We start from the raw sequence: 22,215 nt of genomic DNA, 5'->3' as shown, positions 1-22,215 counted from the left end.
AATTGTTAAACCCTTGATAAAAAATCAAATCATGAGCAGAGGCTTTGCCAGCGACAATAATGCCGGAGTTCATCCGGATATCCTGAAAGCAATCGAAAAAGCAAATACCGGCCATGTGATTGGCTATGGAGACGATCCCACCACCCGCGAGGCCATCAGTTTGTTCAAAAAAGAATTTGGACCTGAGACCGATGTGTATTTCGTTTTTAATGGAACAGGCGCTAATGTGCTGGCCCTTTCAACCGTCACTCATTCATTCCACTCGATTATCTGTGCTGACACAGCCCACATTGAAGTGGATGAATGTGGTGCACCGGAGAAATTCACCGGGTGCAAATTGCTACCAGTCCCCAGTGATCAAGGGAAAATTACGCCGGCCGGCATTCAGAAATATCTGCATGGTTTCAATTTTGAACATCACTCGCAGCCCAAAGTGATTTCCATTTCACAGGTAACGGAGCTGGGAACCGTGTATTCGGTTGACGAAATTAAAGCGATTACTGCTCTCGCCCACCAGCACAACATGCTGGTTCACATGGACGGGGCACGCATTGCCAATGCTGCTGTCGCCCTCGGACTTCCGTTCAAAGCATTTACGATCGAGGCCGGAGTAGACATGCTTTCGTTTGGCGGCACAAAAAATGGGATGCTCATGGGCGAAGCAGTTGTCTTTTTTAATCCGAAACTAACGACCAACACCAAATATATTCGCAAACAAAGCATGCAGCTTTTCTCAAAAATGCGCTTTGTAGGTGCGCAGTTCCTGGCTTATTTCGAAAACGATCTATGGAAATCCAATGCTTCGCATGCCAACCAAATGGCTAAACTACTTGAAAAAGAAGTGCTGAAAACCGGCAAAGTGAAACTGACCCAAAAAACCGAAGCCAATGGCGTGTTTGCCATTCTTCCGAAAGATGTGATCCCGAAACTGCAGGAAAAATACTTCTTCTACGTGTGGAACGAATCCTCTTGCGAAGTTCGCTGGATGACCTCCTTCGATACAACCGAAGAAGACATATACGGCTTTGTGCAATTAATTGATAAACTGATTTAAATGCCCTTATTCAACTATTATCCGCCAAAACACGAATCGACTGATCCAGAGCTTGAAAAGAAAATCTTCAAACACAGTCTGGTGTTTCCCAGTCTTTTTCTGCTTGCTTTTTGGTTGGTTTTTTTAGTTGAGTCGACCTTGAATATTGAGTTTGCCACCTACGGTATTTATCCACTAAAGGCCGAAGGACTAAAAGGCATCCTTTTTTCGCCTTTCATCCACAGCGGGTACAAACATCTGGCGGCCAACTCCATCCCGTTTTTTGTGCTTTCACTGGCTTTATTCTATTTCTACCGGAAGTTGGCCTACCGGATTTTCATCCTGGTTTATTTTCTCTCGGGCCTTTGCGTGTGGCTGGGAGGCCGTGAAGCCTGGCACATCGGAGCCAGCGGGGTGGTTTACGGTTTGGCATCGTTCCTGTTTTTCAGCGGAATCTTTCGGAACGATGTGAAACTACTCACCATTGCCATTATAGTCGTATTTCTGTACGGTGGTATGTTCTGGGGAATTTTCCCACTCAAACCGGGGGTATCATGGGAAAGTCATTTGTGGGGGGCTGCCAGTGGATTATTACTCAGCATTTACTACCGTAACCAAGGACCACAACGACCACACTTCGAATGGGAGGACGAACCCGAAGAAGATGACGAAGAGCAAACCACTTTTTATACAAGCACCCACACCGGCAAAGATTATGAGAGAAAGGATGAAAAAAACGATTAGATGTTGAACAGCAGAAAAGAAATTGTGTAACTTTGCCACCCTCAAAAAAGAAAACTAGTTCTAAGACAATGATTAGCAGAAGAATTATTCGCATTAAAGTTTTGCAGGTTTTATACGCCTTCTATTCCACGCCTGACAAATCAATTAATAATACCGAGAAAGAACTCTTCTTCAGTATCCAAAAAACATACGACCTTTATCATTATTTACTGGATTTGGTAATTGAAATCAGCAAACATGCTGAATCGGTGATTGAGCTGAGAAAGAAAAAACACTTTCCTACCGCAGAAGACCTGAACCCCAATAATCGATTCATCCGCAACCAATTGATTGCCCAGCTGCAGACGAATGAGAGTCTGAATAAATACCTTGCCCAGTCGAAGTTAAGCTGGGTGAATGAGTCAGATTTGATCCGGAAATTATACGCCGAGTTAATTGCCAGTGATTTTTACAAAAGCTACATGGAGGCTGCGGATGATTCGTACCAAGCTGACCGGAAATTTGTGGAACAATTGATTGCCGAAATCATTCTTCAGTCTGAAGACGTGGACAGCATTCTGGAAGAACAAAGCATTTACTGGAATGATGACCTTGATTTTGTGGTAAGCATGATCCTCAAAACCTTAAAAAAATTTAAGGAATATACACGGGAAGATCAGGCACTACTCCCCATGTTTAAAGATGAAGAGGATCGCCAGTTCTCGAAAGATCTCTATCGCAAAGTCGTGCTGAACCACGATGAATTGAAAGGTGTAATCACAAAACACACCGTTAATTGGGATGTGGACAGAATTGCTTTCATTGACGAATTAATCCTGGAAATGGCCATTGCCGAATTTTTATATTTCCCTTCCATTCCGACGAAAGTAACGCTGAACGAATACATCGAACTTTCGAAATATTACAGCACCAAGAAAAGCCGGAACTTTATTAATGGTATTCTGGACAAAGCGCTAAAAGCGCTGAAAGCAGAAGAAAAAGTAAGGAAAGCCGGCAGGGGTTTAATTGGTGAAGACGATAACAAACCTTCATGAAAAACACCACCGCCATCTTTATGCTGTTTATCCTTGTGGGTTGCCAAAGCAAAAACAGCAAACCTTCGGATAAAACAACATCAAACAGTGGCACACCAAAGTTTGAGTTTCAGGAAGAATTCTATAATTTTGGAAGCCTGCAGGCAGGTGAGGTTGTAGCCTATAATTTTCAGTTTACAAACCTTGGTGATGGCGTGCTGATGATTGATAAAATTGAAAGCGATTGCGGCTGTATAACCAGCCATTTTCCTGAAAAGCCAATTGATCCGGGAACCTCAGACTTCATTGAAGTCGTTTTTAACAGTGCCGGAGAAACAGGACGGATTTACAAAGAAATACGGATTTATGCCAACACACAACCTGAAATAAGCAAGCTTACAATTGCAGCAACCGTAGAAAATGAGATTATAAATTTATACAGTAAAAACTAAAGAATAAAAAGATGAACTACTTATTAATGTCCCCGCAGCCGGGTGCCGAGCAAAACCCGATTACAACATTTTTACCGTTAATCCTGATCATAGTTGTATTCTACTTTTTCATGATCAGACCACAGGTAAAACGCCAAAAGGAATTGAAAAAATTTCGCGAAAGTCTTGCAAAAGGCGACAAAGTGGTAACCACCGGCGGAATTTACGGTAAAGTTGTTGAAATTAAAGAAACTTACCTGCTGCTTCAGGTGGATGACAATGTAAAACTACGTGTTGACAAAAGCGCCGTAGTGAAAGACATGTCGGATGTAACTCCGCAGAAATAATATTAGATTGACCAAAAGACGGAAAGGGTCGGCTGCAAGTCAACCCTTTTTTTTATCTTTGATTTCGTGGAAAACAAATGGATAAATAAGGTAAGAATCTTTTTTCAGAAATTTCAGATTAAGAATGAACGGAAATTGGTTATCTTCTTGATTTGTGTAGGAATCGCTTCAACCTTTTGGTTACTAAATGCTCTCGAAAAAGAATATGCCGTTGAGCTGACTTTTCCTGTGCGCTACACCAACATGCCTGACAATAAAATACTGATAAACGATCCCCCAAAGCAATTTGTGCTCAATGTTCGTTCGGGTGGTTTTACTTTGCTCCGGTATAAGTTAAGCATGGCCTTTTCGCCCCTGGTCTTTAATGTGGGAGAAATTGGCGGGGAAATGATTAGCGATAAAAACCAGCTGCGCTATACTATTCAAAGCAAGCAATACCAAAAGAATATGGCAGATCAGATCAGCAGCGAGTTAAACCTTACAGCCATCAACCCGGATACCGTTTATTTTCAATTCGATGAAATCATCACCCAAAAGAAAAAGGTTATTCCGAATGTTGACTTTCGACTAAAAAAACAACACTATCTGTACGATGAAATTACTGTAATCCCTGACTCTGTAGATGTGCACGGTCCCAAAACGATACTCGACACCTTGTCAGGGGTGAAAACCGTTTTACAAAACTTCAAAGAACTTGACCAATTGGTGCAGCGTACAGCTGCCCTCCAGGAAATCAAAATATTGGGATTCGATCCTAAACGGGTGACGATTCAAATTCCCGTTGAAGAATATACGGAGAAGCAATTGTCCATCCCAATAACGATCGATGACGCCCCAGGCAATCTCAAGATCAACCTGTTTCCAGCCGAAGTGAAAATAAGCTTTATGATCGGACTAAGCCGTTTTTCAGAAATCGATTCTTCAGATTTTAAAGCATCGGTTTCTTATACCGATATTCTGCGCAAACTAGATTATTTACCGGTTTCGTTGGAAAAGATTCCCCCGCATTTAAAATCGGTCAACTTTTTGCCAGTAAAAATTGAATACCTCATCGAAAAATAAAAGCATGCTTAAAATAGGAATAACAGGCGGAATTGGCAGCGGAAAGTCAACCATCTGCCATTTTTTCAGTTTGATGGAAATCCCGGTATTCAATGCTGACCAGGAAGCCAAGCGAATCATGAACGAGTCATCACTGATTCGTAGCAAAATGATGCTTCACTTCGGTAAAGATATTTACCTGAAAAATCAGACGATTGACCGAAAAAAACTGGCTGCCATGATCTTTAATTCGCCACCTTTACTACAAATGGCTAATGCGATTGTCCATCCCGAAGTACGCAGCTATTTTTTCGACTGGTGTAAGCGTCAGCATTCACCCTATATTATTCATGAAGCAGCAATCCTGTTTGAAAGTGGCTTTTACGAAATGATGGATTATACAATCCTGGTAACGGCTCCTGAACAACAACGGATTGAGCGCGTTATGAAGCGAGACCATAGTTCTTCACAACAAATCAAAGAACGAATATCAAAACAATGGCCGGATAAAGAAAAAGTAAAACTGGCTGATTTTATAATTAAAAATGACAATCGGGAGCTTGTGCTTCCCACATTAATTGAGTTAGATCAAAAATTTAGAAAGCATGGGTAAATTTGCAAAATGGGTAGCTGGTGGATTAGGATGGGCTTTTTTTGGTCCAATAGGAGGAATTGTTGGATTTGTAGTCGGCTCGATGGTAGACAGCGAAGCTGATAGCCTTACACAGAACGGACCACAAACAACCCAAACCAGAAGGACAACAACTACTGGTGGCTATGTGATGAGTTTGCTGGTACTGGTAGCTGCCGTGATGAAAGCCGACGGCAAAATATTAAAATCGGAACTGGACTACGTAAAGCAGTTTTTTGTTCGGTCGTTTGGAACAAGTTCGGCACAGGACGCAGTTAAAATGCTGCGCGACCTGCTCAATCAAAACATTCCGGTTGCTGATGTATGCAGGCAGATTCAAAAAAATATGGACTATTCCTCACGTCTGCAACTCCTTCATTTTTTGTTTGGCATTGCCCAAGCCGATGGACGAGTTGACAGCAACGAATTGAATATGATCAAACTGATTGCTCAAAACATGGGAATCAGTGCAAAAGACATGGAGTCGATTCAATCGATGTTTGTTCCAGATACGGATTCAGCTTATAAAATATTGGAAGTGGACAAAACTGCTTCGGATGAAGAAATAAAAAAGGCTTATCGGAAAATGGCGATGAAATATCATCCTGATAAGGTTAGCTATTTGGGTGCTGATTTTCAGAATGCAGCTAAGGAGAAGTTTCAGAAAGTGAACGAGGCCTATGAAAATATCAAAAAAGAACGAGCTTTTGCATAAAAGAAGGCTGCTTTTTGGGCAGCCTTCTTTCTATACTTTTAAAAGTTACGGATCAGTTGTTTAAGTCATCAAAATCAACATTCGTATAATCTTTTGTCGCTATCACATCATCCTCTTCATTTTCAGACATTGTCATATCAATTTCAATCTCTGCATCCTCCATTGACTGACTAGCTTTAATGAAGTCAATGACTTCGCTCAGCCCATCAGAAAACTTCTCAAAATCTTCTTTATACAAAAAGATTTTGTGTTTCTCGAAGTGAAAATTACCTTCCTGATCGTAACGCTTTTTACTCTCAGTCATAGTCAAATAGTACTCATCTTTTCGAGTCGCTTTTACATCGAAAAAATAGGTTCTTTTCCCAGCTCTTACAGCCTTTGAAAAGATTTCTTCTCTAAATTTGCTGTCACCCTCTTGCATGTCATCTTTTTTATCAAAGCCTTCCATCTTTCACTAAATTAAGTTATATCCTATTTTGGACTATCAAATGTAAAAAATTATTTTGAAAATAGCTTAAAACTGTTCATAAACAGTAATTTATTTTTCCAGAAACGATTCTTTGAGCTACCTGTTTTCCTGATAATATTTAATCGCTTCCGGCATAATTTCATTCAAAGCGGCGATACGCTTGGTATCTACGGGGTGAGTACTCAAAAATTCCGGCGGTTTCTGTCCGCTGTTTTCGGCCATTCGTTGCCAAAAAGCGACGGCCTCTTGTGGGTCATATCCTGCAATAGCCATAAAAATCAACCCCATTTTATCGGCCTCATACTCATGCTGTCGCGAAAATGGAAGCATCACCCCTACCTGGGAGCCGATTCCATAGGCCGATGAGAATATTGCCTGGGTTTCATTCGGCTTTTCTTTCAGGGCTTCTCCTAAAGCAATTCCTCCCATCTGAACCAACATCGAATGGCTCATACGTTCGTTTCCATGACGAGCAACGGCGTGAGCAACCTCGTGCCCCATAACTACGGCCAAACCTGCTTCAGTTTTGGTAAGCGGCAAAATACCGCTATACACAACCACTTTACCTCCCGGCATACACCAGGCGTTGGGCACGTCATTTTCAACCAGATTAAATTCCCATTCAAAGTGCTTCAAATAGCTTTCATATCCATTATCCTTAAGATATTGCTCGACAGCTCTGGCTATGTTTACACCGGTTCGCTTGACCATTGCAACTTGTTGCTGGTTGGTTGACACTTTATTGGTATCAAGAAATTGGTCGTAGCTAGTTAAGCTCATCTCCACCAGGTTTGACTCAGGCAACAAATTAACCTGACTCCGGCCAGTTAAAGGAACTGTACTGCACGATTGCACAAAAAATACCAATATAATAGCAAATGTAATATTCAATAAATCTATTCTTTTCATGTTCATCTTTGTCTGTATTTCGATATAAAGTTAAACAATCAAATCAAAAAAAGGTGACTGATTGCGCCACCTTTCTTGTAATATCTCTAAAAAAATTACTTGTAAATTTCCCGCTTAGCTGCCAGAAGGGTATTTTTCAACAAGGCAACACGGGTCATAGGCCCTACTCCTCCAGGGACCGGTGTAATGTACGAACATTTATCCGCTACTTCGTCAAAAGCTACATCTCCTTTCAGTTTAAAACCAGATTTAGTCTGATCTGACTGAACGCGGGTTGTCCCTACGTCAATCACTACTGCGCCTTCTTTAACCATATCGCCCTTTATAAATTCGGGTGCTCCCAGCGCAGCGATCAATATATCAGCATTGGCACACAACTCTTTTAGATTTTTTGTACGGCTGTGAGCAACCGTTACCGTAGCATTCATTGACTTTTGCGACATTAGCACGCTCATAGGACGCCCCACAATATTGCTTCTTCCCACCACAACACAATCTTTTCCTGAAGTTTCGATGTTGTAGCGCTTTAGCAGTTCAATAATGCCGTCGGGAGTGGCCGATACAAAACAAGGCAAACCAATCACCATGCGCCCAACATTGATCGGGTGAAAACCATCCACATCCTTCTTCGGATCAATAGCCTCAATGACCTTTTGTTCTGAGATATGCCTGGGTAGCGGAAGCTGAACGATAAATCCGTCCACATCTGCATCGTTGTTCAGTTCATCAACTTTAGCGAGAAGTTCATCTTCTGTCACGTCGTCTTCAAACCGAATTAAACTCGACTTAAACCCCACCTCTTCGCAATCCTTTATTTTGAAAGCCACATAGGTTTCGCTCCCGCCATCGTGACCAACCAGAACTGCCGCCAAATGAGGTTTTTTGGCTCCCGCTGCAACCATTTCACGCACTTCAACTGCGATTTCTTTTTTTATGTCCGTTGCTGTTTGTTTTCCGTCAATTAACTTCATTGTATTGAATTACTGAATTTATCTTCTTGGTAAATTTCCCATCATGCGCCCCATGTTTTTTCCTTGCGAAACCATTTTCATCATTTTTCTGGTCTCAGAAAATTGTTTAATCAGGCGGTTGACTTCCTGGATGTCTGTTCCAGCTCCCTCGGCAATCCGTTTCCTTCGCGAGCCATTCAGCAACGATGGATCATCGCGTTCGGCAGGAGTCATGGAATGAATAATGGCTTCGATATGTTTGAAGGCATCATCATCGATATCCATATTCTTCAGGGCCTTGCCCATTCCCGGAATCATGGCTGCCAAGTCCTTTATGTTCCCCATTTTTTTGATTTGCTGAATCTGTTTCAGGAAATCATCAAAGTTAAACTGGTTTTTGGCCAGTTTCTTTTGCAGTTTGCGGGCTTCATCGGCATCAAATTGTTCCTGGGCTTTTTCAACCAGCGATACAATGTCGCCCATCCCTAGAATACGATCTGCCATCCGTTCGGGATGAAAGACATCCAGCGCTTCCATTTTTTCACCCGTACCAACATATTTGATTGGCTTATCAACAACGGTGCGAATAGAAAGGGCAGCACCGCCGCGAGTATCACCGTCCAGCTTGGTCAGCACAACGCCATCAAAATTCAGCCGATCGTTGAATTCCTTTGCGGTATTTACAGCATCCTGCCCGGTCATGGAATCAACAACAAATAGAATTTCGTGAGGAGAAACAGCTTGTTTAACTGCGCTAATCTCGTTCATCATTTCTTCATCAACCGCTAAACGACCTGCCGTATCAATGATGACCACATCGTAACCATTGGCTTTGGCGTGTTTTATAGCAGCCTGAGCAATCTTCACCGGCTCCTTACTTCCTTCTTCTGTATAAACCGGAACATTAATCTGTCCACCCAATACTTTCAACTGATCGATCGCCGCAGGGCGATAAACGTCTCCGGCCACCAGCAACGGATGCTTTCCCCGCTTGCTTTTGATTAATTTGGCTAGTTTGCCCGAAAAGGTTGTTTTACCCGAACCTTGCAGCCCGGCAATCAAAATGACGGTAGGATTCCCAGTCAGGTTAATGTCAACAGACTTACCCCCCATTAATATGGCTAGTTCGTCATGTACAATCTTAACCATCATCTCACCAGGCCTCACAGCCGACAAAACATCCTGACCCAGCGCTTTTTCCTTGACCGTTTCGGTGAATGACTTGGCTATTTTAAAGTTAACATCGGCATCGAGCAATGCGCGCCGCACCTCCTTCAACGTCTCAGCTATATTAATTTCAGTTATTCGACCTTGCCCTTTGAGCAACTGAAATGACCGTTCCAGTTTTTCATTCAAATTCTCAAACATATTCGTAAGCTTATTGATTTATTTTCAAGTTGCAGCAAAAATACAAAAATAAAATAAAGGCAAATTTTAAAATTTAATTAAAATAAACTGATTAAAGGGGTTACCTTTTTCTGAAAAACAGGATAAACAGGTGTAAACTCTTTTAGTGCATGAACAGATAAATGGTGGGATGATAAAAGAAGATAATTCATATTATTACGGGCTGGTATTTGGTTGTCCAATGAAAGAGGAAACAGAGACATGTGCTTACAAAAACATCCGACAATTAAGTTTACTTGAAAGAATTCAATACATTAATTCGCTCACAAGTTATGACCGGGCAGTTTTAATCAGAGAACACAAAAGCTGCTTGTGTCAACGAGAAAATAAAGTCCCTTTTTCACGAATCGCAATTTTGTAGAAATCTGGGGGTCAATTTTGACCCCCTTTTTCTTTTTTCTTTTTACATCCGCTCCGGAACTTTAATCCCCAATAAATTCATACCTGATTTTACCACATTGGCAATGGTTTGCGAAAGCACCAACCTAAAATTTCTAATCGCTTCGTCCTGTTCACCCAAAATAGAATGATCGTGATAAAATTGATTAAATTCCTTGACCAAGCTATAAATGTAGTTTGCAACAATAGCAGGGCTGTATGTATCGCCTGCTTCCTTCACTGTTACTGGGAAAAGCGACAAGGATTTGATCAACTCTTGCTCCTTATCTGACAGTTTGATGTTGCTATCCAATTTTTTGGCCAATTGGATTCCGTTAGCTTCAGCCTTTCGAATAACAGACCGGATTCGGGCGTACGTGTATTGGATGAATGGTCCGGTATTCCCGTTGAAATCAATTGACTCTTCCGGATTAAAAAGCATATTCTTTTTGGGGTCTACTTTGAGCATGAAATACTTGAGCGCTCCAAGCGCGATCGTTTTGTACGTCTCAGCTAATTCCTCTTGTGAATATCCTTCTAGCTTACCCAATTCTTCGGATGTCTTTCGGGCTACTTCAATCATTTCAGCGATCAAATCATCCGCATCGACAACGGTTCCTTCGCGCGATTTCATTTTCCCGTGAGGTAGTTCAACCATGCCATAAGAAAAATGGTCCAGGCCTTTTCCCCAGTCAAATCCAAGTTTATCCAACAAAACCGACAACACCTTAAAATGATAGTTCTGCTCGTTACCAACCACATAAATCATTTTATCAATCTTGTAATCATTGAAGCGCAACTTGGCCGTGCCAATATCCTGGGTCATGTACACCGAAGTACCGTCACTGCGCAACAGTATCTTTTCATCCAAGCCATCCTCCGTCAAATCGGCCCAAACCGACTGGTCTTCTCGCTGTTGAAAAATACCTTCTTTCAGCCCTCGCAAAACTTCTTCTTTACCTACCAGGTATGTTTCCGATTCATAGTAAATCTTATCAAAATCAACACCCAGTTCCTTGTAGGTAATATCGAAACCATCGTACACCCACTGGTTCATCATTTCCCACAGATTGATCACATCCGGATCGCGGGCTTCCCACTTCAGCAATAGTTCACGCGCTGCTACAATCGATGGTGCCTGTTGTTCGGCTTCGTCTTTACTCAATCCTTTGGCAACCAGCTCATTGATCTCCTCCTTGTAATGTTTGTCGAACAACACATAGAAGTCACCAACCAAGTGGTCGCCTTTCACGCCTGTACTTTCAGGAGTTTTGCCTTCACCCCACTGTTGCCAGGCGTACATTGACTTGCAGATATGAATTCCTCGGTCGTTTACAATATTGGTTTTTACCAGCTTTTTTCCATTGGCCTTGATAATTTCGCCAATTGAATAACCTAACAGGTTATTTCGAATATGGCCCAAATGCAAGGGTTTGTTGGTATTGGGCGAAGAATATTCGACCATAACCAGAGGAGATGCCTCATCAGCTTCTGAAAAGCCAAATTGATCATCATTGGCTGCATCTTCCAAAACTTTCAGCCAGTAGTTTTTTGAAATTAGAAGATTCAGAAAGCCCTTTACGACTGAAAAATCATCCACTGATCCTACATGGGTTTTCAGGTATTCACCCAAGTCTGCTGCCGTTTGCTCTGGTGATTTTCGGGAAAATCTCAAAAAAGGAAAAACAACTACGGTCATGTCGCCTTCTACATCTTTTCGCGTATTTTGAGTTTGCACTGCATCAGCTTCGATTGTTTGTCCGTAGAGTGATTGAACAGCCTCAATAATTTTATCTTTTATGATTTGGTCGATATTCATGGGTACTGTGAATTATTTAATGTCGTAATTTGAAGAAAGTCATGTCATGCGATAAAAGCGATCATGAATAAAAAAAAACAGATCCGCGACGTTGGCCTGTTTTTGAACCGCAAAGATAATAGTTTCTCTCTGAATTGCGGAATCTTTATCAACTCAAAAAAGGGCCCCACTTTTTTCGCAGAGCCCTTGCAATCATTATCGTTCTAATTCAAGCCTATTTATCTTCCTCAATCTCTACCCGTCGGTTTTTTGCACGGCCAGCTTTGGTATCGTTCGGCGCAACAGGCTTGGATTGTCCAAACCATTGAACCGTAGCAATTCTTTCAGGAGCAATCCCCTTGTCGATTAAGTATTGTCTGGCGGCTTTGGCTCTGCGTTCCGAAAGGTTCATATTGTAGGCTGCTGTTCCAATTTCGTCAGCGTGCCCATAAAGACTTACCTTCAATTCAGGGTTTTCATTCATCGCTTCAATCAGCCGATTTAATTCCTCTGTTGCGGCTGGTTTCAACGTGCTCTTGTCAAAATCGAACTGCAGGTTATCGAATTCCACTCTCGCAATCGGGCACCCATTATTTTCAACGGGGCCTGCTTGTGTTGGGCAGTCATCTTCTTCATCGACCAAGCCATCGCCATCGGTGTCAATCGGACAACCTTTTGAGTCAACTTTGTAGCCATTAGGTGTATCCGGACACTCATCATCTTTGTCGGCTACGCCATCGCCATCGCTATCCGGACAACCATTCAGTGCTTTCAGTCCCGGTGTATCAGGACAGTCGTCATCTTTATCGGCTACGCCATCACCATCCCGGTCCGGACACCCATTCAAAGCAATCACCCCCGCTTCTGTCGGACAATCATCCTTGTAATCTGGCACGCCGTCGCCATCAGTATCAATCGGACAGCCGCGCGCATCAACGGCAACACCTTCAGGTGTATTCGGGCAATCGTCTTTTCGGTCGGGCACGCCGTCCATATCTGAGTCCTTCGACTGGCCAAAGCTGATTTCGATACCTCCTACACCTTTCCAAAAACTCTCAGTATACGTCCCTTCTTCGACAGCTTTTTCTCCACGCAAACCTTCAACAAAGCCACCTTCCACAAACAAGGCTACACTTGAACTCAACGGAAACTTGAACCCTAAACCAGCATCCCAGTTGATTCCTTCCGTTGAGTTATCAAAGATATAACCTGGGCCACCATACAAATAAGGCTGCACCTTGCTTGCTTCCTGAAAAATATAACCGTTGTTCAATTTATATCTCAAATTCAAAAAAGTACTGTTAAAATCAATATTATTGGAAACTTCTGAATTGACTAGCCCGAAATTGTTGAGCAGCATCAGGTCAAAAGATGAACTCAAATACCTGCTAAAGTAGAATTCGGTGATTAAACCGGTACCTTCCTTCGAGTTACCATAATAGGCACCGCCACCAAGACCAACAGCCCATTTTTTTTCTGCGGTCTGAGCATAAAGCATCACTCCAATGCTGAGCAAAAAAGACATTAAAATTATTCGTTTCATAGTGTAAAGTAATTAAGTGAATGGTTAAAGATGTTATCTAAATTTTATAAAAATTCCAATACCAGGTCAACAAACAGAAAGAATTATAAGATTGTTTATAATATCTGCTTCGTGTCACACCGAGTCAATAAATTTTAATTTTTAATAAAGCTAAAGCATTTTTACTATTTTCACCAAAAAAAGAGGATAACTTGTTTAGTATTGTTGATATCGAGACAACCGGTCAAAGTGCGCAGAACGGAAAAATCACTGAAATAGCCATCTATATCCATAACGGAACCGAGGTGGTGGATTCTTTTGTGAGTTTAATCAATCCGGAATGTCACATCCCCTACTTCATTACCAAACTCACAGGTATTGACAATCAGATGGTAGCTCATGCGCCCCGGTTTTACGAAGTCGCCAAAAAAGTGGTTGAACTAACCCAGGGAACGACCTTTGTCGCCCACAATGTCAGTTTCGACTATCGTTTTATTCAGCAGGAATATCATCGTCTGGGCTACGAATACAAACGCAAAACCATGTGTACCGTGAAATTGAGCCGGAAATATTTACCGGGACATGCGTCTTACTCACTGGGAAAACTTTGCGATGATTTAGAAATCCGGATTGATGGTAGACATCGGGCAAGTGGCGATGCATTGGCAACGGTAAGACTTTTTGAAATCATTCTGAACAAACACATTCGTCCGTCAGTCAACGGCAATACAATTCAGCCTAAGCTTTTCTGACAAGCCCAGAAAAACATCTCTTTGAAATTCTTTGGTCGCCTCCACTTTTTCCCTACCTTGTAATCTCATCAAGAAAATTTAAAATGAAGAGTCATTAAGAATCAATCAATAAGACGATGATAACAAAAATAAGATGGGGCATTTTGAGTACTGCTAAAATTGGAGTCCAAAAAGTTATTCCAGCCCTGCAGAAAGGTAACTTTTGTGAAGTGACAGCTATTGCTTCGCGCTCAATTGAAAAAGCCAACAAGACAGCGGATCAATTAGGCATTGTCAAACGATACGCATCCTACGAAGAACTGCTGCTTGATCCGGATATCGATGCCATTTACAATCCACTTCCCAACCATTTACATGTTTATTGGACCATGAAGGCTTTGGAAGCGGGAAAACACGTGCTTTGCGAAAAGCCGATCGGCTTAAATGCCGACGGCGCGAGGGCCTTGGTTGAAGCAGTAAAAAAATACCCTGAAATGAAAGTGATGGAAGCTTTCATGTATCGCTTTCACCCCCAGTGGGAAAAAGCAATTGAACTGATTCAGTCCGGTGAGATCGGTCAAGTCAGGACGGTTCAGTCATTCTTTTCATACTACAACATTGATCCTGAAAATATCAGAAATAAAGCCGACATTGGCGGCGGTGCCTTAATGGACATTGGCTGTTACTGTGTATCTTTTCCTCGGTTTATTTTTGATGAAGAACCCGTGAAAGTTCTTGGACAAATGGATTTTGACCCACTGATGAAAACCGACCGCCTAAGCTCGGGAATGTTACAGTTTTCGTCGGGGAAAAGCGCTACATTTACCTGCTCCACGCAGCTTATGCCTTTTCAGCAGACCAATATTTTTGGCGATCAGGGGCACATTCAAATTGAAATACCCGTGAATGCGCCACCAAACGAATCGACCCGAATTACCCTGCGAACACAGGAGAAAACCGAGTCGTTTATCTTCGCCCCCGTTGATCAATACACTTTGCAAGGCGATGCCTTTGCTCATGCAATCCTGCGCAACGAGCCTGTTCCTACCCCGCTATCTGATGCCGTAGGCAACATGGTCGCGATCGACGGAATTGTTGCCAGTGCAAAAAACAACCAATGGATTGTTTTGTAAAAAAAGGCATAAAAAAACCTCGCAAGATGCGAGGTTTTTTTATGCTGTTTATTTCACCTGTATTTTCTACTTACTTTACTTTTCCAACTACAGCTTTGAAGGCTTCAGGCTGGTTCAACGCTAGATCAGCTAATACTTTCCGGTTGATGTCAATATTGTTCTTTTTCAACAAACCGATTAACTGAGAATAACTTAAACCTTCCTGACGAGCTGCAGCGTTAATACGTTGAATCCACAATGCGCGGAAGTTTCTCTTTTTTGTTTTCCGGTCACGGTACGCATAAACCAATGCTTTTTCGTGAGCGTTTTTTGCTACTGTCCAAACGTTTTTACGGGCACCCCAATAACCTTTTGTTTGCTTGAGGATTTTTTTTCTACGAGCCCGAGATGCTACGTGATTTACTGATCTTGGCATAATCTTTAATTTATGAGCGGTTAGCGTCCCAAATGCTCGGGATCTTTACAGCTAATTCCCTCTGTTATAAACTCTAAATAAATTCGAAAAGGACTTGATTACTTCATGTTAAGCATCAGCTTCACATTTTTCTCATCAGATTTAGCAACCGTTCCCCAGTAGGTCAGGTTTCTTTTCTGCTTGGTGCTTTTTTTAGTCAGGATGTGACTTTTAAAAGCATGCTTCCTTTTCAGTTTCCCGGAGCCGGTTAATTTAAACCGCTTTTTTGCACCGGATTTTGTCTTCATTTTTGGCATCTGTCTAATTTTTATATTCGAAGAATGTTATTTCTTCTTTTTAGGTGTAATAAACATCGTCATTCTTTTCCCTTCCAGGCGGGGCATTTGCTCTACCTTTCCAAGCTCTTCAAGTTCTGTCGCAAAACGCAACAGCAAAATTTCGCCTTGCTCCTTAAATAAGATCGACCGACCTTTAAAGAACACATAGGCCTTCACTTTTGCCCCTTCTTTCAGGAATTTCTCAGCATGCCGCAGCTTGAACTCAAAATCGTGATCATCGGTATTCGGACCAAACCGAATCTCCTTCACCACAACCTGCACCGCTTTGGCTTTCATTTCTTTTTGTTTCTTTTTTTGTTGATAAAGAAACTTCTTGTAATCTATAACTTTACAAACCGGAGGATCTGCGTTTGGTGAAATTTCAACCAGATCGAGTTCCATTTCATCAGCCATTCTCAAAGCTTCAGATAAGGAATAAACCCCCTGGTTTTCGATATTATCACCAACTAAGCGTACCTGCTGAGCACGTATACGCTGATTGATATTGTGCTGTGGAGCGGTGTCCACTCTTCGTCCTCCTCGATATGGGCGTTTTTTTATTGCGATAAGAAAAACCTCCTATTCTTTTTAGTTATAAAATGATGCTAATTGTTCTTTCACTTCCTTATTGATGAATTCCGCAAATTCTTCTTTGGTCATGGTTCCCTGATCTCCTTCCCCCTGCTTTCTTACGGCAACTGTACCTGATTCTGCTTCTTTTTCACCTACTATTAACAAATACGGGATACGTTTCAACTCGTTATCCCGGATTTTACGGCCGATCTTTTCATTCCGGTCGTCAATTAAGCTGCGAATATCGGAATTATTTAGAAAACCTGAAAGATTTTCTGCATATTCATTGTACTTTTCACTAATCGGCAGAATAACAACTTGGTCGGGTGTTAGCCACAAGGGAAACTTCCCAGCCGTATGCTCGATTAAAACAGCCACAAAACGCTCCATCGAGCCAAAGGGCGCGCGGTGAATCATCACCGGACGGTGGCGGTTGTCGTCGGCGCCAATGTACTCCAGTTTGAAACGCTCCGGCAGGTTGTAGTCGACCTGAATGGTTCCCAACTGCCAGTTGCGGCCCAAGGCATCCTTGATCATAAAATCAAGTTTCGGCCCGTAGAAAGCTGCTTCGCCCAACACAGTGGTTGTTCTCAGGCCTTTTTCCTCCGTTGCTTCAATGATCGCCTGCTCGGCCTTATCCCAGTTTTCAGTCGATCCGATGTACTTCTCCGGCTTATTTGGATCGCGCAAGGAAATCTGCGCCGTGTAATCTTCAAAATTCAAAGCTTTAAAAATGATGAAAATAATATCAATCACCTTTTTAAATTCATCCTTCAACTGGTCGGGGCGACAATAGATGTGAGCATCATCCTGGGTAAACCCACGTACCCGTGTCAAACCGTGCAACTCACCGCTTTGTTCGTAGCGATAAACCGTTCCAAACTCGGCCATACGCACAGGCAGATCTTTGTATGAACGAGGCTTAAACTTGTACAACTCGCAGTGGTGCGGGCAGTTCATCGGCTTTAGCATATACTCTTCGCCTTCTGCCGGCGTTTTAATCGTTTGAAAAGAATCGGCACCATACTTGGCGTAGTGGCCGGAAGTTTTGTATAAATTGATGTCACCAATATGCGGAGTGATGACCTGCTCGTAACCAAATTTCTTTTGCACTTTTTTAAGAAAGTCCTCCAACTGCTGGCGAAGCATGGCGCCTTTTGGCAACCACATGGGCAAACCCTGCCCTACTTCCTGCGAAAAAGTAAACAGCTCCATTTCTTTCCCAATCTTCCGGTGGTCGCGTTTCTTGGCTTCCTCCAGCATCACCAGGTACTCATCCAGTAGTTTTTGCTTCGGAAAGGTCACGCCGTACACGCGGGTCAGCATTTTATTTTTTTCATCGCCACGCCAATAAGCGCCGGCAATCGAGGTTAACTTCACCGCTTTCACATAGCCAGTATTGGGCAAGTGTGGTCCACGACATAAGTCAGTAAAGTTCCCCTGGTTGTATAGGGTGATGGTTCCGTCCTCCAATTCACTGATCAACTCCTGTTTCAGCTCATCATCTTTCTCTGTAAACATGCGCAACGCATCTTCCTTAGCAATATCCTGACGAACCAGCTCATTTTTCTGACGAGCCAGTTCAATCATTTTTTGCTCAATCTTTTCCAGGTCTTTTTCTGAAAGCTGCTTGTCTTCCGGCAAATCGATGTCGTAATAAAAGCCGGTGTCAACCGTCGGCCCAATACCAAATTTGGTCCCCGGATAAAAACACTCAATTGCCTCAGCCATCAGGTGGGCCGATGAATGCCAAAAGGTTTCCTTTCCTTCGCGATCGTCCCAGGTATATAGCTTGATCCTTGCATCTTCGTTGATTGGGCGGTTCAAATCCCAAACCGAGCCGTTGACCGAAATGGCCAAAACATCTTTTGCCAAGCGGTTACTGATCGCTTTGGCGATCTCTAAACCGGTAATTCCACTTTCAAACTCGCGAACACTGTTATCTGGTAATGTTATTTTAATCATCCGTATTGAATTATGGATTTTATTTTCAGGCTGCAAAGATAACTATTATTAGCTGACTGCGACAAAGGTTAACCAATAATTTAAAGGGCTTAAAAGAACAAAAGGGCACTGAACAGTGCCCTTCTCCAACTTTTATCAATCCCTTGATATATTTTATCGAACACTCAGCGAAACGCCGGCATTCAACGAAGTGTATTCTGCCTTGTTGATGGAAGCAAAAATATTGAAGAAAGCCATCTTCAAGCGTAGACCCGCATCCAAACTGATATTTGACGAATCAAACTTCAATTTGATCGGATTAACTTCGTCGTCAAAAACAATTTCTCCATTAGCATAGTCGCTTACGATCGGGTACCTTCCAGTCAAACTGACGTCGGACTTGCTTTGGCTGTTTCCTATTCCACCGAAAAAGGTGATAAAGGCCACTTTCTTCGAAACAATCAATCCAAATTTCACCGTGTTTGTCTCGATGTCCAACTGTTGGTTTTCATCCTGCACATAACTCGGATCATTGACGCCATAATCGTCCGGTGAAAAATCAATGTCAGAGGTTGCAGAAATATTTGAAAAAGAAGCAAAAATAGCCGCATCAAACGGCAAGTGCTTAATGGCTGGAATCCAATCCTTGAAACTGTGCTTCACTCCCAGTCCAAACAGGCCAACCTGGGTCTCGTCCTCATCATTGTCACCCTGGTTAAACTTCAGTTTGGGAACATAGCGCACCAGCACATCAGTGTGGGGCAGTAGCCCAATTCCCAACTGGGCCACCGGAACCGGAATAATATCCAACTCCAGACCTTGAGGAGAATTAAACGACCCGATGGTCTCATTCGGGTTGTTCGGATCTAAAAGATAGAACTGTGGCCCGGATATTTCATCTCCGGCAATCGTTGGTGCAATGGCGTCGGCAGGGTCCGCCAATCGAATATTCTGAAAGCTCATCTCACTCAAATCATAGGTTTTAGCCGATCCAGGCACCTTTACCGCACTAACACTCACCGAAAAATCAAAACCCAACCGCTTATGCGTTTCAGCCGTATAATACCAGCCATTGTTTAGTCCATCACCCAATCCGGTGGCGAAGGGGTTCAGGTATGGTTGAATCAGCGTAGCCGCATCTTCGGTGCCCGCCTTTAAGTATTCAATAACATCGGATTGAGCGCTGGTCATTTTCACCACGCCAATTAAAAAAATAAGAACAAGTAGTTTTTTCATTGTGTTTTAAATTTGTTGATACAAAATCTTTCCCTACATTATCACGTCAATCAATATCCCATTCTTCAAATCCAATAAATCAGCCGGAACTACGTTGTAATTATTCCATGATTTGAGGACTTATATTCTAGATTTTTATTGTTTTCAACTTTCATTTTTCAAAAAAAAAACAAAGCTTTGACGCCTAAAATAAGTTTTACCATGTATAGAATCCTATTTACTTTATTCCTTCTTTTCGCGATAGGTTACCCATCTCGCGCTCAAAAAAAATTAACCATCGCCGATTTCGAACAACAAAACGCATTTCAGGAGCGAGAAGTCGAGGGAATTCAATCTTCGGCCAACGGCCTATATTATACGACGCTTGAAGATGGCAAACGTATTGTCAAATACAGTTACAAAGATGGTAAAAAAGTTGAAACCGTTTTTGATCTTGATCAAATAGAAAAACCGGCAATCAGTCATTTCTCTGCCTATTCGTTTAGCCAGGATGAAACAAAAATCCTTTTAACCACCAACAAAGAAAAAATTTATCGGCACTCCTATACCGCCAACTACTATGTATGGAACTCGGTAACGGAAGAATTGGCAGAACTATCGGCCAAAGGAAAACAACAGGAAGCGACCTTTTCGCCCGATGGCGAACGCATTGCTTTTGTAAGAGACAACAACCTGTTTGTAAAAACCATCCGGTTTGGAACAGAGAACCAGGTAACCACCGATGGTAAACAAAACGAAATCATTAATGGAGTGCCCGACTGGGTGTACGAAGAAGAATTCGGATTCAGCAAAGCCTTTGCCTGGTCGCCCGACAGCAAGTTTCTGGCCTACATCCGTTTTGACGAATCGGACGTAAAGCAGTATTCGATGAAAATCTTTCGTGGCGAAGCGGCATCACTCAATGAAAACGCAAGCTACCCGGATCAACATGTGCTTAAATATCCAAAAGCTGGCGAAAAAAACGCCACGGTTTCGGTTTTTTCATACGAGATCAAATCGAAAACCAAGGTTGAAGTCGATTTAGGCGAAGACACTGACATTTACGTTCCGCGCCTGAAATGGACTGCCGACGCCAACGATTTGGCCGTAATGCGACTAAACCGTCGCCAAAATAAGATTGATGTGCTATTTGCCAACCCGTTTACCGGTGATACCCGTTTATTTTATTCCGAAAAAAACGACCGGTACATCGCTGAGGACTTTTTGGATGACTTTATTTTCCTGCCAAACAACGATTACTTTGTGGTGAACAGCGAGCGCGACGGCTATTCGCACCTGTATTTGTATGATCGGCAAGGATTCGAAGTCCGCCAACTGACCGATGGCGAATTTGATGTCACCGACTTTTACGGCTTTGACAACAAGAAGAAGATCTTCTACTACCAGGCGGCCAAAAAATCGCCCATGCAACGCGAAGTTTATTTCACCAGTCTCGATGGCAAAAAGCAAGGGTTGCTGAGCGCGCTGGAAGGAACCAACAAAGCGGTTTTCAGCAACGAATTTCAGTATTTCATCAATGAGTACACCAGTCTTTCAACACCAAAAACATTCGCCTTATATGACAGCGATGGAAAGCTGGTTCGTGTGTTGGAAGACAACAGCAGACTGATAAACAAACTGGCCGGGTATGCCATTCAGCCGAAATCCTTTTTCAGCTTTGAAACTTCGGAAGGAATTAGCCTCAACGGGTGGATGATTAAACCTGCCAACTTTGACGAAAATGAAAAGTACCCGGTGGTGATGACCCAATACAGTGGCCCCAACTCGCAAGAAGTGGAAGACAAATGGTCGGTTAGCTGGTACAACTACCTTGCACAGGAAGGCTTTCTGGTTGTTTGTGTCGATTCGCGCGGAACAGGTGCACGCGGTGAGGATTTTCGCAAAATCACTTACATGCAACTTGGGAAATATGAATCCGACGACCAAATTGAAGCGGCAAAATACCTAACCACCCTACCCTATGTTGATCCCTCGAACATCGCTATTTGGGGATGGAGTTACGGTGGGCTCACCAGCTTGCTGTGCATGGAAAAAGGTGGAGATCTTTTCAAGGCAGGCATCGCTGTGGCGCCGGTGACCCATTACAGATTTTACGATACCGTTTACACCGAACGTTTTATGCGAACGCCGCGCGAAAATCCGGATGGCTACAACAACAATGCGCCTTTGCTCCATCCTGAAGGAATAACCGGACGCTTACTCTTGATTCATGGCTCGGCCGACGACAACGTGCACCTGCAAAATACCATGGAAATGGCCGAAGCATTGGTTCAAGCCGGCATTCAGTTTGATATGGCAATTTACACCAACCGGAATCACAATATCACCGGTGGAAACACCCGCATGCACCTGTACGAGCGAATGACTGATTTCTTGAAAACAAATTTGAAATAACATCAGGCCAATGATTCCACATCCAGAGAAAGCAAGGAAATACTCATGGGCAACACGTCTATCTCAAGGGGATCTCTATAACTA

Annotated in this window: 22 protein-coding genes; 11 read left to right on the top strand and 11 right to left on the bottom strand. The window is 42.7% G+C overall.

What is annotated here, in order from left to right; genetic code table 11:
* Positions 1-31 precede the first annotated feature (31 nt).
* From AAC033_RS07450 to AAC033_RS07415, 8 genes are all read left to right on the top strand, one after another.
* The gene (locus tag AAC033_RS07450; RefSeq protein WP_339736724.1) at positions 32-1,054 is read left to right on the top strand and encodes a low specificity L-threonine aldolase; all 1,023 of its coding nucleotides are present in this window, start codon (positions 32-34) and stop codon (positions 1,052-1,054) included.
* Positions 1,055-1,777: a rhomboid family intramembrane serine protease gene (locus AAC033_RS07445; protein WP_339736723.1), complete on the top strand. Its 723-nt coding sequence runs from the start codon at positions 1,055-1,057 to the stop codon at positions 1,775-1,777. It begins immediately after the preceding gene.
* Between the two features lie 68 nt (positions 1,778-1,845).
* Complete coding sequence (gene nusB, locus AAC033_RS07440) at positions 1,846-2,811, top strand: transcription antitermination factor NusB (RefSeq protein WP_339736722.1); 966 nt, start codon at positions 1,846-1,848, stop codon at positions 2,809-2,811.
* The gene (locus tag AAC033_RS07435; RefSeq protein WP_339736721.1) at positions 2,808-3,242 is read left to right on the top strand and encodes a DUF1573 domain-containing protein; all 435 of its coding nucleotides are present in this window, start codon (positions 2,808-2,810) and stop codon (positions 3,240-3,242) included. Before nusB ends, AAC033_RS07435 begins: the two co-directional genes overlap by 4 nt.
* An 11-nt stretch (positions 3,243-3,253) precedes the next feature.
* Entirely contained in the window at positions 3,254-3,568 is a 315-nt protein-coding gene (gene yajC / locus AAC033_RS07430) for a preprotein translocase subunit YajC (protein ID WP_339736720.1), read from the top strand.
* Positions 3,569-3,715: 147 nt separating this feature from the next.
* Positions 3,716-4,630 carry a hypothetical protein gene (locus AAC033_RS07425; protein ID WP_339736719.1) on the top strand — a complete coding sequence of 305 codons (915 nt, stop codon included), beginning with the start codon at positions 3,716-3,718 and terminating at the stop codon, positions 4,628-4,630.
* 4 nt (positions 4,631-4,634) lie between these two features.
* Positions 4,635-5,222: a dephospho-CoA kinase gene (coaE, locus tag AAC033_RS07420; RefSeq protein WP_339736718.1), complete on the top strand. Its 588-nt coding sequence runs from the start codon at positions 4,635-4,637 to the stop codon at positions 5,220-5,222.
* Positions 5,215-5,955, top strand: coding sequence for a TerB family tellurite resistance protein (locus AAC033_RS07415; protein WP_339736717.1), 741 nt, complete (start codon positions 5,215-5,217; stop codon positions 5,953-5,955). Before coaE ends, AAC033_RS07415 begins: the two co-directional genes overlap by 8 nt.
* 52 nt (positions 5,956-6,007) lie before the next feature.
* On the opposite strand, the gene AAC033_RS07410 is transcribed toward AAC033_RS07415, so the two are convergent.
* From AAC033_RS07410 to AAC033_RS07385, 6 genes are all read right to left on the bottom strand, one after another.
* Positions 6,008-6,403: a DUF3276 family protein gene (locus AAC033_RS07410; protein ID WP_339736716.1), complete on the bottom strand. Its 396-nt coding sequence runs from the start codon at positions 6,401-6,403 to the stop codon at positions 6,008-6,010.
* 117 nt (positions 6,404-6,520) lie between these two features.
* Entirely contained in the window at positions 6,521-7,204 is a 684-nt protein-coding gene (locus tag AAC033_RS07405) for a M48 family metallopeptidase (RefSeq protein WP_339736715.1), read from the bottom strand.
* A gap of 224 nt (positions 7,205-7,428) precedes the next feature.
* Positions 7,429-8,304 carry a bifunctional methylenetetrahydrofolate dehydrogenase/methenyltetrahydrofolate cyclohydrolase FolD gene (gene folD / locus AAC033_RS07400; protein ID WP_339736714.1) on the bottom strand — a complete coding sequence of 292 codons (876 nt, stop codon included), beginning with the start codon at positions 8,302-8,304 and terminating at the stop codon, positions 7,429-7,431.
* An 18-nt stretch (positions 8,305-8,322) separates the two neighbouring features.
* Positions 8,323-9,651 carry a signal recognition particle protein gene (gene ffh, locus AAC033_RS07395; RefSeq protein ID WP_339736713.1) on the bottom strand — a complete coding sequence of 443 codons (1,329 nt, stop codon included), beginning with the start codon at positions 9,649-9,651 and terminating at the stop codon, positions 8,323-8,325.
* 442 nt (positions 9,652-10,093) lie between these two features.
* A complete protein-coding gene (gene argS, locus AAC033_RS07390) occupies positions 10,094-11,887 on the bottom strand; it encodes an arginine--tRNA ligase (protein ID WP_339736712.1) in 1,794 nt (597 codons plus the stop codon).
* A 214-nt stretch (positions 11,888-12,101) separates the two neighbouring features.
* Positions 12,102-13,409, bottom strand: a complete 1,308-nt coding sequence (locus AAC033_RS07385; RefSeq protein ID WP_339736711.1) for an OmpA family protein — start codon at positions 13,407-13,409, stop codon at positions 12,102-12,104.
* 191 nt (positions 13,410-13,600) lie between these two features.
* Between AAC033_RS07385 and AAC033_RS07380 the strand changes: the two genes are divergently transcribed.
* Both AAC033_RS07380 and AAC033_RS07375 read left to right on the top strand, forming a co-directional pair.
* A complete protein-coding gene (locus AAC033_RS07380; protein ID WP_339736710.1) occupies positions 13,601-14,140 on the top strand; it encodes a 3'-5' exonuclease in 540 nt (179 codons plus the stop codon).
* Positions 14,141-14,256: 116 nt separating this feature from the next.
* Entirely contained in the window at positions 14,257-15,252 is a 996-nt protein-coding gene (locus AAC033_RS07375) for a Gfo/Idh/MocA family oxidoreductase (protein WP_339736709.1), read from the top strand.
* Positions 15,253-15,322: 70 nt separating this feature from the next.
* On the opposite strand, the gene rplT is transcribed toward AAC033_RS07375, so the two are convergent.
* From rplT to AAC033_RS07350, 5 genes are all read right to left on the bottom strand, one after another.
* Positions 15,323-15,667 carry a 50S ribosomal protein L20 gene (gene rplT / locus AAC033_RS07370; protein ID WP_339736708.1) on the bottom strand — a complete coding sequence of 115 codons (345 nt, stop codon included), beginning with the start codon at positions 15,665-15,667 and terminating at the stop codon, positions 15,323-15,325.
* Between the two features lie 98 nt (positions 15,668-15,765).
* Complete coding sequence (gene rpmI / locus AAC033_RS07365) at positions 15,766-15,963, bottom strand: 50S ribosomal protein L35 (protein WP_339736707.1); 198 nt, start codon at positions 15,961-15,963, stop codon at positions 15,766-15,768.
* A gap of 27 nt (positions 15,964-15,990) precedes the next feature.
* Positions 15,991-16,512, bottom strand: a complete 522-nt coding sequence (gene infC, locus AAC033_RS07360) for a translation initiation factor IF-3 (RefSeq protein ID WP_339736706.1) — start codon at positions 16,510-16,512, stop codon at positions 15,991-15,993.
* 60 nt (positions 16,513-16,572) lie between these two features.
* On the bottom strand, positions 16,573-18,522 hold the full coding sequence (thrS, locus tag AAC033_RS07355) for a threonine--tRNA ligase (RefSeq protein ID WP_339736705.1): 1,950 nt from the start codon (positions 18,520-18,522) through the stop codon (positions 16,573-16,575).
* A 153-nt stretch (positions 18,523-18,675) separates the two neighbouring features.
* Complete coding sequence (locus tag AAC033_RS07350; RefSeq protein WP_339736704.1) at positions 18,676-19,737, bottom strand: DUF6588 family protein; 1,062 nt, start codon at positions 19,735-19,737, stop codon at positions 18,676-18,678.
* Between the two features lie 201 nt (positions 19,738-19,938).
* Here AAC033_RS07350 and AAC033_RS07345 point away from each other — a divergent pair, with 201 nt between their 5' ends.
* A complete protein-coding gene (locus AAC033_RS07345; RefSeq protein WP_339736703.1) occupies positions 19,939-22,131 on the top strand; it encodes a S9 family peptidase in 2,193 nt (730 codons plus the stop codon).
* Positions 22,132-22,215: the final 84 nt, after the last annotated feature.

This window comes from uncultured Sunxiuqinia sp. (genome assembly GCF_963974515.1).
In the GTDB taxonomy this organism is placed as follows: domain Bacteria; phylum Bacteroidota; class Bacteroidia; order Bacteroidales; family Prolixibacteraceae; genus Sunxiuqinia.
Note: the sequence above shows the minus strand (reverse complement) of the source record. Positions and strands in the feature narration are given on the sequence as shown.